The sequence below is a fragment of the Pseudomonas sp. 43(2021) genome, assembly GCF_017490805.1.
Classification (GTDB): domain Bacteria; phylum Pseudomonadota; class Gammaproteobacteria; order Pseudomonadales; family Pseudomonadaceae; genus Aquipseudomonas.
This window is the reverse complement of the sequence record NZ_JAFGYJ010000010.1, coordinates 174306-186269: the sequence shown is the minus strand read 5'-3', so window position 1 is coordinate 186269 and position 11964 is coordinate 174306. Positions and strand designations below refer to the sequence as shown.

10 protein-coding genes are annotated in these 11964 nt (G+C 63.6%); 5 read left to right on the top strand and 5 right to left on the bottom strand.

Going from position 1 to position 11964, the window contains the following annotated elements:
* Nucleotides 1-605: 605 nt before the first annotated feature.
* Entirely contained in the window at nt 606-941 is a 336-nt protein-coding gene (locus J5M71_RS11610) for a ComEA family DNA-binding protein (RefSeq protein ID WP_085590160.1), read from the top strand.
* 187 nt (nt 942-1128) lie between these two features.
* Here the strand turns inward: J5M71_RS11610 and J5M71_RS11605 are convergent, their stop codons facing one another.
* A complete protein-coding gene (locus tag J5M71_RS11605) occupies nt 1129-1296 on the bottom strand; it encodes a DUF2897 family protein (protein WP_010952850.1) in 168 nt (55 codons plus the stop codon).
* A 181-nt stretch (nt 1297-1477) separates the two neighbouring features.
* Between J5M71_RS11605 and pyrF the strand changes: the two genes are divergently transcribed.
* Nucleotides 1478-2179 (top strand): orotidine-5'-phosphate decarboxylase, encoded by a 702-nt coding sequence (pyrF, locus tag J5M71_RS11600; RefSeq protein WP_063911652.1) that lies wholly within the window; start codon nt 1478-1480, stop codon nt 2177-2179.
* A gap of 312 nt (nt 2180-2491) precedes the next feature.
* Here pyrF and J5M71_RS11595 read toward each other — a convergent pair whose 3' ends face one another.
* Both J5M71_RS11595 and J5M71_RS11590 read right to left on the bottom strand, forming a co-directional pair.
* Nucleotides 2492-3505: an acyltransferase family protein gene (locus J5M71_RS11595; RefSeq protein ID WP_207832334.1), complete on the bottom strand. Its 1014-nt coding sequence runs from the start codon at nt 3503-3505 to the stop codon at nt 2492-2494.
* A 154-nt stretch (nt 3506-3659) separates the two neighbouring features.
* Nucleotides 3660-4661 (bottom strand): NADP-dependent oxidoreductase, encoded by a 1002-nt coding sequence (locus J5M71_RS11590; RefSeq protein WP_207832331.1) that lies wholly within the window; start codon nt 4659-4661, stop codon nt 3660-3662.
* Nucleotides 4662-4835: 174 nt separating this feature from the next.
* Here J5M71_RS11590 and J5M71_RS11585 point away from each other — a divergent pair, with 174 nt between their 5' ends.
* Nucleotides 4836-5597 (top strand): SDR family oxidoreductase, encoded by a 762-nt coding sequence (locus tag J5M71_RS11585; protein WP_207832329.1) that lies wholly within the window; start codon nt 4836-4838, stop codon nt 5595-5597.
* 60 nt (nt 5598-5657) lie between these two features.
* On the opposite strand, the gene J5M71_RS11580 is transcribed toward J5M71_RS11585, so the two are convergent.
* Entirely contained in the window at nt 5658-6833 is a 1176-nt protein-coding gene (locus tag J5M71_RS11580; protein ID WP_207832327.1) for an MFS transporter, read from the bottom strand.
* Between the two features lie 208 nt (nt 6834-7041).
* On the opposite strand from J5M71_RS11580, the gene J5M71_RS11575 reads away from it, so the two are divergent.
* Nucleotides 7042-8439 (top strand): PLP-dependent aminotransferase family protein, encoded by a 1398-nt coding sequence (locus J5M71_RS11575; protein ID WP_207832325.1) that lies wholly within the window; start codon nt 7042-7044, stop codon nt 8437-8439.
* 116 nt (nt 8440-8555) lie between these two features.
* Nucleotides 8556-10496, top strand: coding sequence for a methyl-accepting chemotaxis protein (locus tag J5M71_RS11570; protein WP_207832323.1), 1941 nt, complete (start codon nt 8556-8558; stop codon nt 10494-10496).
* A gap of 143 nt (nt 10497-10639) precedes the next feature.
* On the opposite strand, the gene J5M71_RS11565 is transcribed toward J5M71_RS11570, so the two are convergent.
* Nucleotides 10640-11830, bottom strand: coding sequence for a benzoate/H(+) symporter BenE family transporter (locus tag J5M71_RS11565; RefSeq protein WP_207832321.1), 1191 nt, complete (start codon nt 11828-11830; stop codon nt 10640-10642).
* Between the last annotated feature and the right edge of the window lie 134 nt (nt 11831-11964).

Sequence of the window (11964 nt, the reverse complement as noted above, 5' to 3'; positions counted from 1 at the left end):
GGGCTGGCTTGGGTAGCGCTACGCACGCAAAAGCGAGCGGGGGGGGCGGAGGGGGGTGAAGAAAAATTCATTTTGGCTCGGATCCTTCAAGCATAGCGGTTGTCCAATGGCCGCAAATTTATCACTTCGTCATCAATATGACATCCCGTCTGGCACGTTTTTTTCCCTTGGTTGTACGAATTTGGCTATATCTATCGGCTGATTGGATCCGATTTTCGAAAGTTGCATCAAAAAAAACGATTGTTTGATGTTATTCAGGCATCATGCCAATAAAGTCAATTCGACCGAGGCATACGACGAACGGGTGGGGGCCTTGTCCGGCAAGGCTTGTGGGAAAAACAACAGCGATTGGTCTGAATGAAACCTAGATTAAACGGGAATTTACCTAGCGGCGAATTGCCATCTCCTTTGTTTCATGAAGTTAACCTGAAATATGGCGTAACGCCATCATTTTTGGGTGGGCGAAGTTGCTTTTTTTAATGTCGGATTCGGTAACGATTAACTGGGCCAAGTGCCTGTTTGCAAAATGGCAGAACCGCTAGGGTTGATTGCGCAGTCGAAGGAAAACGGCTGCTGGAAAATGACCAACCCAAGGAGTGTTCACCATGCGTAACAACGTTCTGTCGTACCTGCTGCTGCCGCTGTTCGCCAGCCTGTCCTTTTCCCTAAGCGCCGCCCCGGCCAGCGCCACGGCGGTGCCCGAGCCGGTGCCGGTGGTAAGCCAGCAGCAGGCCCAGCAGCCGCAGCGGCTGGACCTGAACACCGCCGATGCTCTGACGTTGCAGAAGGAATTGAACGGCATAGGGAAGGCCAAGGCCGAGGCCATCGTGGCTTACCGGGAGGCCAATGGGCCGTTTGCTTCGGTGGATGAACTGCTGGAGATCAAGGGCATTGGCAATGCGTTGCTGGAGCGTAACCGGGACAAGGTGATGGTGGAGTAAATGGGCGAGGAGGGTGAGCCTGTCGGTTTGGGTTGCCTTCTGGAACCTGGGGCTGCTTTGCAGCCCTTCGACAAGGGGCGCAAAGCACCCCAATAAATACCCGATAAAACAATAAGTTATTTTTTACTTTGCGGTGCGTCAAAATATTGCCTTAAAAGGTGGCTCTTAAACCCTTTACTTTGACCTTTTAGCGGTCTTGCGCATCCTTGGCATCTGCCTCGGCATTGCGTTCATGCACCTTGCGCAGCTGTTCTTCGGTCAGTGGCAGTTTTTTGGCCGTGTCGCGCAGCAGCATCAGCCCGCCAACGATTGAGCCGAGGGCTATGATGAGTATCAGCCAGGCATACCAGGGCATTTTCGTTCTCCTTTGCTGGTGATGGGCAGCGCTTGTACAAGTGTTGAGCAATTGCCCGTTCCGTAGGTTCAATTATAGGAGCCAGTCACTGTTGGGCCAATTCCGTGACCCGCGGGCCCCAAAGCCTGCGCCACTTCGTTTACAATGCGCGCCGTTTTCGACTTGCCAAGAGACCCTGCCCATGTCCGCCTGCCAGACGCCCCTGATCGTCGCCCTGGATTTCCCTACCCGTGAGGCCGCCCTGAAGCTGGCTGACCAGCTTGACCCTGCGCTGTGCCGGGTGAAGGTTGGCAAGGAGCTGTTCACCAGCAGCGCTTCGGGCATTGTCGAAACCCTGTGCGACAAGGGCTTCGAAGTGTTCCTGGACCTCAAGTTCCACGACATCCCCAACACCACTGCCATGGCGGTGAGGGCTGCGGCCGAAATGGGTGTGTGGATGGTGAACGTGCACTGCTCCGGTGGCCTGCGCATGATGGCGGCTTGCCGCGAGGAGCTGGCCAAGCGCAGCGGCCCGCAGCCGTTGCTGATTGGTGTGACCGTGCTGACCAGCATGGAGCGTGAAGACCTGGCCGGTATCGGCCTGGATGTCGACCCGCAAGAGCAGGTGTTGCGCCTGGCGGCGCTGGCTCAGAAGGCTGGCATGGACGGTTTGGTGTGCTCGGCGCTGGAGGCCCCGGCACTGAAGGCGGCGCACCCGTCGCTGCAGCTGGTGACCCCGGGCATTCGCCCGGCGGGCAGTGCGCAGGATGACCAGCGCCGTATCCTCACCCCGCGCCAGGCACTGGATGCGGGTTCGGATTACCTGGTGATCGGCCGCCCGATCAGCCAGGCCGCCGACCCGGCGCAGGCGCTGGCTGCGGTGGTGGCGGAAATTCGTGGGTAAGTAGCCTGCGTTATCGAAAAGGCCAGCATGAGAGTGCTGGCCTTTTTTGTTTGGCTGCTCCGCGAATGGCACCGCCTTCGGCGGTGATCGCCGGCAAGCCGGCTCCCACAAAAGAGCCCAACCTCATGGGCCAGCGCAGGACCTGTGGGAGCGGGCGCGCCCGCGAAGCAGACGCTGCGGTGGATGGCACGGGCTTCGCCCGTGTTCGCGGGCACGCCCGCTCCCACAGGGACTGTGTTGGCCTGTAAGTGTTCAGCTGCAACTGAAGCCATCGCTCAGCTTCGGAAAATACCTACAGCGTGGCTTCGCTGGTCAGATCACGGCGCGCACGGGCTTGATCAGCCTGATCAGGTAAATCGGTATCAGCGTCAACATGAACACCCCCACCGCCAGCAGCGGTATCAGCCACGCCAGTGAATGCCCTTCGATCAGCGGGCCATAGACGATGCTGGCCCTGTTCATGATGAACACGTGCAAACAGTACAGCCCCAGCGTGCAGCCAGATAACTCGGCTAGCAGCTTGCTGTGCCGTACCAGCTGGCCGCCCAGCGCAAGCAGCAAGCGGAACGCGCAGATGGCGGCCAGCACCACCAGCGGCGACACGTAGGAATAGAAGACCTGGTTGGGCACGTCCTGCTGCACCGACATGGCGTGGGTGGCGGCGGCGGTCAGGGCGCCGCTGATAAAGAACCCGCCAAGGTTTACCCAGGCGTTGCCAGGGCCATGCAGCCGAATGTGTTCGAATACATAAGCCCCCAGAAATGCGTAACCCGCATACCCCATGAACGAAAACAATTCATAGGTATTGGTCAGGTTGGCCAACGCTGGAGCGAACTGCGCGACGGTGGGGAGCAGGCAACTGACTGCTAGCCACATGCCCAGGAAAACACGCTTTTCCTGTGGCCCGGAATGCTGGTAGACCTTGGCCATGAACGGCATGATCAAGTAGACGCCGATGATCGCGTACAAGTACCAGAGGTGGTAGTAGACGGGGCCTTGGAGCATGGCCAGTGCGGCTTGCCACACACTGCCATGCCCGACGCCCATTGTGGCCCGCCACAGCGCGTAGAACACAGACCAGAACAGCAGCGGCGGCAGTATGCGCACGAATCGCTTCTGATAGAACCTGATGGCACCCTCCGAGCGATTCAACAGCAGGGCGCCGGACAACATCAGGAATAGCGGCACGCAAGACCGGACCAGCGAGTTGTAGATATTGGACGACATCCAGTTGTCATCCAGTTGTATCGCCCCTGCCGACGCGATGTGAAGAACTACCACCATGAAGCAGGCGGCGATCCTGCAAAAGTCCAGCCCGGCATTCAAACGTTGCTGCATCGGTTGCCCACCTTTTCGCTGCCTTGCGCAATGGGTGCTTGTGGATGCCTGAATTTAAGTCCGGCGGGCAAAACTGCAAGCGGCGAAAGTGCCACAACAAGGGTTTGCGACGCGATTTCATGGCCTGTAGAGGGGCTGCGTTCTAGACCTTCAACACCAACTTGCCAAAATTCTCCCCCCTGAACAGCTTCAGCAAGGACTCAGGGAAGGTCTCCAGCCCTTCCACCACATCCTCCTTGCTCTTCACCTGCCCGCTGGCCAGCCACCCGGCAATTTCCAGCGCGGCCTTGCCATAGTCCTTGGCGTAATCCATCACCACAAAGCCTTCCATGCGTGCACGGTTCACCAGCAGCGAGAGGTAGTTGGCCGGGCCTTTCACCGCTTCCTTGTTGTTGTACTGGCTGATTGCGCCGCAAATCACGATGCGTGCCTTGAAGTTGATGCGGGTCAGCACGGCATCGAGGATGTCGCCGCCGACGTTGTCGAAGTACACGTCCACGCCTTTGGGGCATTCGCGCTTCAGGCCGGCCAGCACGTCTTCGGCCTTGTAGTCGATCACCCCGTCAAAGCCCAGTTCGTCCTTCAGGTACTGGCACTTCTCGGCACCGCCGGCGATACCGACCACGCGGCAGCCTTTGATCTTGGCAATTTGCCCGACAATGCTGCCCACCGCGCCGGCCGCGCCGGAAATGACCACGGTATCACCGGCCTTGGGCTGGCCGACGTCCAGCAGGGCGAAGTAGGCGGTCATGCCAGTCATGCCCAGCGCCGACAGGTAGCGGGGCAGGGGCGCCAGGCTGGGGTCGATCTTGTGCAGGCCCTGGGCTTCGCCCGTGAAGTAGTCCTGCACGCCAAGGGCGCCGCTAACATGGTCGCCCGGCTTGTAGGAGGGGTGGTTGGAGGCAATCACTTCGCCGACGCCCAGCGCGCGCATCACCTGGCCCAGGGCCACGGGCGGGATGTAGGACTTGCCTTCGTTCATCCAGCCGCGCATGGCCGGGTCCAGCGACAGGTACAGGTTGCGCACCAGCACCTGGCCTTCGCCGGGTTGTTCGGCGGGCACGGTCTCGAAGCTGAAGTCGTCACGGCGTACGGCGCCGACCGGGCGTTTGGCGAGCAGGAAGCGGCGGTTGGTGTGGGTCATGGCGGGTCCTTGTGGGCAGTGGAGGGGGATGCGTTAAATCTACCCTGTTGATGTAGGCAGGTCCTTAACATCACTGACAAGCATGGTAGCCCAACCGGTGGGGTGATGATGCTGCCTGGCCGCTTGGTGGCTGACTATGCTCTGAACCCCACCAATCACGCTTTGGAGCACGCGATGAGCATGACCTTTTCCGGCCAGGTAGCCCTGGTCACCGGCGGTGCCGCCGGCATCGGCCGGGCAACCGCCCTGGCTTTCGCCCAGGAGGGCCTGAGGGTGGTGGTGGCCGACCTCGACCCGACCGGTGGCGAGGCCACTGTGGCCTTGATCCATGCGGCAGGCGGCGAGGCGCTGTTCATTGCCTGTGACGTCACCCGCGACGCCGATGTGCGCCAGCTGCACGAGCGCCTGATTGCCGCCTATGGCCGGTTGGACTATGCCTACAACAACGCGGGTATCGAGATAGAGCAAGGCCGCCTGGCCGAGGGTAGCGAGGCGGAGTTCGATGCCATCATGGGCGTTAACGTGAAGGGGGTGTGGCTGTGCATGAAGTACCAGCTGCCGTTGCTGCTGGCCCAGGGCGGAGGGGCCATCGTCAATACCGCTTCGGTGGCGGGCTTGGGGGCGGCGCCGAAGATGAGCATCTACAGCGCCTCCAAGCACGCGGTGATCGGCCTGACCAAGTCGGCGGCCATCGAGTACGCCAAGAAGGGCATTCGTGTGAATGCGGTGTGCCCGGCGGTGATCGACACCGACATGTTCCGCCGCGCCTACCAGGCTGACCCGCGCAAGGCCGAGTTTGCCGCCGCCATGCACCCGGTGGGGCGCATTGGCAAGGTCGAGGAGATTGCCAGCGCCGTGCTGTACCTGTGCAGCGACGGTGCGGCGTTTACCACCGGACATTGCCTGACGGTGGATGGTGGGGCTACGGCGATCTGAGCCGATATCGGTGTGGCCTTCTTCGCGGGTAAACCCGCTCCCACAGGTAGCCCGCTGGCCTCAGGGCTGGTGATACCCCTGTGGGAGCGGGTTTACCCGCGAAGGGGCCCTGGCAGACCACCACAATGCCAGCCCAACCACCACACACCCCAGCACCAGCACCCCACCAAACACCAGCAAGGCCAACCGCGACCCCAGCCGGTCACTCAGCAACCCGGTAAAGATCACCGGCAAGCTGAACCCCAGGTACGCCAGCAAAAAGAACCCGGCACTGGCCCGTGTCTTCTCGTTGCCAGCCAACTGGCTCACCGCCGCCAGCCCGCCCAGGTAGATAAACCCGTAGCACGCACTGCTGGCCGCCACGGCACCCAGCAATACCGCGCCCAGCTGGCCGCTGTCCGCCCCCCAGGCCAGCACGGCATAGCTGCACGGCAGTATTACCAGCCCCAGCAGCGTGGCCGTACGGCTGCTGAGGCGCCGCGCCATCGGCTGGAACAACAAGCCGCAGCTGATCACGCAAAAGGTCGAGAACCCTGACCAGGTGCTAAGCCCATGCTGGCGCAGGATGCCGGGCAGCAGGGCGATCACCAGCCCCACGCAGGCCCACGCCAGCAAAATGGCCATGCCATAGGCCACACTGCCACGCGGGTAGCAGGGCAGGCGCAGCATGGGGGGGCGTTGTGCCGGGCGTGGGTCGGGCAGGCGCCATACCACCAGCATGGCCAGCGCTGCCAGCAGCAGTTGCAGGTGGAAGCTGCCTGGGGTCAGGCTGGCGCCGCGCAGCAGGAACAGGCTGGTCAGTGCCGCGCCCAGGCCAAAGCCCAGGGAGGTACTGGCGGTAACCCAGTTGGCGGCGCGGGTGTTGTCCGCGCCGCCCATCAGTTCACCCATGTAGGCGGTGGCTGTGGCCGAGGCCAGGCCGGTACCCAGGCCGAGGAACAGGCGCGCCAGGCCGAGGGTTTGCAGGCTGGGGGCCAGCAGCATCAGTACGGTGGCAACCATCGACAAGGCCAGTGCGGCCAGCACCAATGGCCGGCGCCCAACCCGGTCGGCCAGCCCGCCCAGAGCCAGCAGCACGGGTAGTACGCCGAGCACGTAGCCGGAGAAGGCCACTGCGGTGGCAGCGGCGCCCTGGCCGGAGAGGTCGGCGTAGGTGATGTACAGCGGGGCCTGCAGGTTGACGGCCAGGGTGATCAGGCAGAGGGCGAAGGCCAGGCGGGCCGGGTCGGAGGGCATGGGTAGGGATCCTGGTTTACTGGTGGCTGTTCCGGCCTCTTCGCGGGCACGCCCGCTCCCACAGGGATTGCGCAAAACCTGTAGGAGCGGGCGTGCCCGCGAAAGGGCCGGCCCTGCCAACTCTGATGTCAGCCCATTCCCCTCACCAGACACACCGCCAACCCTTTTATGCTTAACTGTTCGCTCAAAACAAGCGAACACTTACCCCATGCACTTGCCCCTCGACCGCACCAGCACCACCCCGCTGGTGCAGCAACTCACCGACCACCTGCAAACCTGGATCGACCAGCAACGCCTGCGCCCCGGCGCGCGCCTGCCGTCGATCCGGGCTTTGGCCCGCAGCCAGGCGGTCAGTGCGTCATGTGTGATCGAAGCCTACGACCGCCTGGTCGCCAGCGGCTGGCTGGAGGCCCGCCACGGCACCGGCTTTTTCGTCGCCGAGCGCAAACCCGGCCTGGCCGTGGAAGACGCCCAACCCTGGGGCGAGGCCGGCGACGGCAGCTGGCGGCAGTTTCGCGAGGGCCACGACGAATTGCTCAAGCTGGGCTGCGGCTGGTTGCCCAGCAGTTGGCGCGCCGCCACCGAACTGGCCCAGGCAGTGCGCCAGGTCAGTCGCGGCAACCCGCAGGACCTGTTCGACTATTGCCCACCCCTGGGCCTGGCCAGCCTGCGCCAGCAGCTGCACAAGCGCCTGGCGCAGCTGGGCATCGCCGCCGGCCCCGAACGAATCCTCACCACCCACGGCGCCAGCCACGGCCTCGACCTGCTGGTGCGCACCCTGCTGCGCCCGGGCGACACGGTGCTGGTGGAAAACCCCGGCTACTACAACCTGTACAACCTGCTGCGCCAACACCAGGTGCACATGCTGCCGGTGCCGCGTACCGCCGAAGGCCCGGACCTGGCCACCCTCGAAGCCCTGCTGGCGGCGCACAGGCCGCGCTACCTGTTCATCAACAGCCTGTACCACAACCCCACCGGCACCAGCCTGACGCCCAAGGTGGCCTACCGCCTGCTGGAGCTGGCCCGCGAGCACGACCTGCGCATCATCGAGGACGATATCTACGCCGACTTCCAGGAGGGCCCGGGCACCCGCCTGGCAACTCTCGACAGTGAACAGCGGGTGATCTACATGGGCAGCTTCTCGAAAACCCTCAGCAGCTCGCTGCGGGTCGGCTACCTGGTTGCCGACCCGGCGTTGCTGGCGCGCCTGGCCGAGTTGAAGATGGTCAGCGGCATTGGCACCTCGCGCTTTGCCGAGCAGGTGGTGGGGCAGATGCTGGCCAACGGCAGCTACCGCAAGAGCGTGCAGCGCCTGCGCGTGCGCCTGGGGCAGCATATGGCCAAGCTGCTCGGCCAGCTGGAACAGGCGGGCTGGCAGGTGTTCTGCGAGCCTTACGGTGGCATGTTCGTCTGGGCCCGCGTGCCGGGCCGGGATTTCGCCAGCCTGGAGTGCTTGGCCCTGCAGCACGAGGTGCTGCTCACCCCCGGCAGCGCCTTCGATTACCAGGGCGCGGCCAGTGCCTGGCTGCGTATCAATGTCGCCTACGGGCAGGACTCCCGCGCCCAGGCCTTCCTTCAGCACGCAGGGCGACCTCTGCCAAGCTGATAACGACGCGCTCATAGCTATTTGACACTATTCTGACGTCAGGCCCTTGTTCATCGGCTGGCAACGTTGCCACCCTTGGCCTTCGGGATAACCTCGCACGCAGAAGGGGAATCGGCATGGGCGCGAGCAAGCACGGTGTGCTGGCCAACCTGGGCATGGCCCGCAAACTCGGCCTGGGCTTTGCCCTGGTGCTGGTGCTGACCCTGGCGGTGGCGGCCATTGGCATTGCTGCGCTGCACAGCGTTGGCCAGCGCTTCGACAGCCTGCGCCAGCTGGCCCAGTTCAATACCGACCTGCTGCGCTTGCGCCAGCACGAGCAGGCCTTTGCCCTGCGCTCCGACATGCAGCAGGCCGAGGCCTTGCGCAGCGGCCTGCAGGGTCTGGCCGAGCGCGCCCGTGGTCTGCCGGCGCTGGCGGCAGCGGAAGCCGACCTGGCAGCCTATGGCCAGGCGTTCGAGGCCTTTGTCGAGGCGGTGCAGGCCAAGGAGCTGGCGCTGGACATGGCCAGCTGGTCGGTTTCCAGCGTGGCCAACAACCTCGATGTGTTGCAGGCCGGCCTGGCCGATGATGGCGTGTACACCCTCAAGCAGTCCCAGGGCCAGCAGGGCGGCGCGTTTCTCGAGCAGGCCGCGCAGGTGGCGCAGGTGTCGCGGCTGATGTTGCAGGCCATGGATGAAGCGCGGGTACGCTTGGAAAAAAGCCGCAAGGGCGAAGAGGGCGTCAGCCAGGAACGCATTGCCCAGACCATCGAGGCCGCCAGCCTGGTCAGCCAGTTGCAGGGCGCCGTCAGCGATGCCGGCTACCAGAGTGTGCTGGGCGAGGTAGCGGGGCACATTGGCAGTTTCTCGGAAAAACTTAACGAATACACTGACCAACTGGCCCGCGAGCAGGGGCTGAAGGCGCAGTTGCAGGCCAGTGCCGAGCAAGTCACCGGGCGGGTCGACCAGGCTTACCTGGGGCAGGAGCAGGCCCTGCAGGGTGAACTGAAACGCAATGCCGTGGCCATCGGCCTGGCCACGACATTGGCGCTGCTGGTGGGCGTGCTGGCCGCCTGGCTGATCACCCGCGCCGTGGTCGGGCCGCTCAAGCATGTGATTGCCCGCGCCCAGCGCATTGCCGCTGGCGAGCTGAGCTTTGACGCCCAGGCGCCACGCCGTGACGAAGTAGGGCAGCTGATGCAGGCCATGCAGCAGATGGCGGCGGGCTTGTCGGGCATTGTCAGCGGTTTGCAGCAGGGCATCGAGCAACTGGCCGGTAATGCACAGGCGCTATCGGCGGTGACCGAGCAGACCAACCGCGAGGTGGGCAGCCAGAAGGAAGAGACCGAACAGGTGGCGACCGCCATGCAACAGATGACCGCCACCGTGCACGATGTGGCGCGCAATGCCGAAGAGGCGGCGCTGGCGGCCCAGGCTGCGGATGAGAAGGTGGATTCCGGGCAGCAGGTGGTGCGCCAGAGCATGCAGCGCATCGAGCAACTGGCGGCTGCGGCGGAGACGGCCAGCGCCGGTATCGACAGCCTCAGTGCCGAGATCCACACCATTGGCGACGTGCTGGAAGTGATCAAGAGTGTGGCCGAACAGACCAACCTGCTGGCGCTGAATGCCGCTATCGAAGCGGCCCGGGCCGGTGAGCAAGGGCGTGGCTTTGCCGTGGTAGCTGATGAGGTGCGCGCGTTGGCGCGGCGTACCCGGCAGTCTACCGAGCAGATCGAGACCTTGGTGGCCAGCCTGCGCGGTAATGCCCAGCAGTCGGTGGCGCAGATTCGCGGCAGTACCGAGCTGGTGCGCCTGGCGGTAGCCGATGCACTGCAGACCGAAAGCGCGCTGGGCAGCATTGCGGCGGCGGTGTCATTGATCCAGCAGATGAACCAGCAGATTGCCGCGGCGGCCGAGCAGCAGAGCTCGGTGGCGGAAGAGATCAGCCGCAGCGTGACGCACATCCGCGGCAGTGCCGATCAGGCGGCGTTGGCGATGCAGGACAATGCCCGGTCGAGTATCGAGTTGGCGCAGTTGGGGACTGACCTGAAGGGGATGGTGGGGCATTTCAGGTTGTGATCTGGGCCTGGGCGTTGTGTTGCCTGTACCGGCCTCTTCGCGGGTAAACCCGCTCCCACAGGAATACCACAAGGCTGAATATTGTGTGATCCCTGTGGGAGCGGGTTTACCCGCGAAGAGGCCGGTACAGGCAACAAATACCTTCAGGCCCTGCGCGGATTTAGGATCATCAAGGTCAACACCCCCGCCACAATCCCCCAGAACGCCGAGCCGATCGAGAACAAGGTCAGCCCCGACGCCGTGACCATGAAGGTGATCAACGCCGCCTCCCGCTCACGCGCTTCGCTCATGGCCACGGTCAGCCCGTTCATGATCGAGCCGAACAGCGCCAGCGCCGCAATCGACAGCACCAGCTCTTTCGGCAATGCCGCAAACAGCGCCGCCAAGGTCGCGCCGAACACCCCGGCAATGCCGTAGAAAATCCCGCACCACACTGCCGCGGTATAACGCTTGGCCGGGTCTTCATGGGCATGCGGCCCGGTGCAGATCGCCGCGCTGATCGCTGCCAGGTTGACCCCGTGCGAGCCAAACGGTGCCAGCAGCAGCGAGGCAAAGCCGGTGGCCGAGATCAGTGGTGAGGCCGGCACCTGGTAGCCGTCCGCGCGCAGCACGGCCACACCCGGCATGTTCTGCGAGGTCATCGCCACCACGAACAGCGGAATGCCAATGCTGATGGTCGCTGCCAGCGAGAAGCTTGGCGTGGTCCACACTGGCGTGGCCACTTCCAGGCGGAAGCTGCTGAAGTCCAGCAGGCCCAAGGCACCGGACAGCGCCGTGCCCACCAGCAGCGCGGCCAGCACGCAGTAACGCGGCGACAGGCGCTTGACCAGCAGGTAGCTGAAGAACATGCCCAGTACCAGCAAGGTGCGGTGCTGGGCGGCGACGAAGATTTCACTGCCGATCTTGAACAGGATGCCAGCCAGCAGCGCCGAGGCCAGCGAGGCCGGGATGCGCTTGACCAGGCGCTCGAAGCTGCCGGTCAGGCCACAGATCAGCACCAGCACGGCGCAGGTAATGTAGGCGCCGATCGCCTCGCCATAGCTGACCCCGCCCAGGCTGGTGATCAGCAAGGCGGCACCGGGGGTGGACCAGGCTACGGTGATCGGCGTGCGGTAACGTAGCGACAGACCGATGCTGCATACCGCCATGCCGATCGACAACGCCCAGATCCATGACGAAATCTGCGCGCTGGTCAGCCCGGCTGCCTGGCCGGCCTGGAACATCAGCACCAGCGAGCTGGTATAGCCGGTGAGCATGGCGATAAAGCCGGCGACCACCGCCGATGGGGAGCTGTCTGCCAGGGGCCGCAGGCGTATGGAAGTGGCATTGGTCATGAACAAAATCCTTGTAAAGGTGTAAGCAGTTTTTTCAGACTACAGCGAGCAAGGTTGATCCTTGCCATACAGCGGCCATTGCTTTTAGCCGTACAGTCGCCAACTATTGGGCGAAAATGCAGAACTGCTTGGGA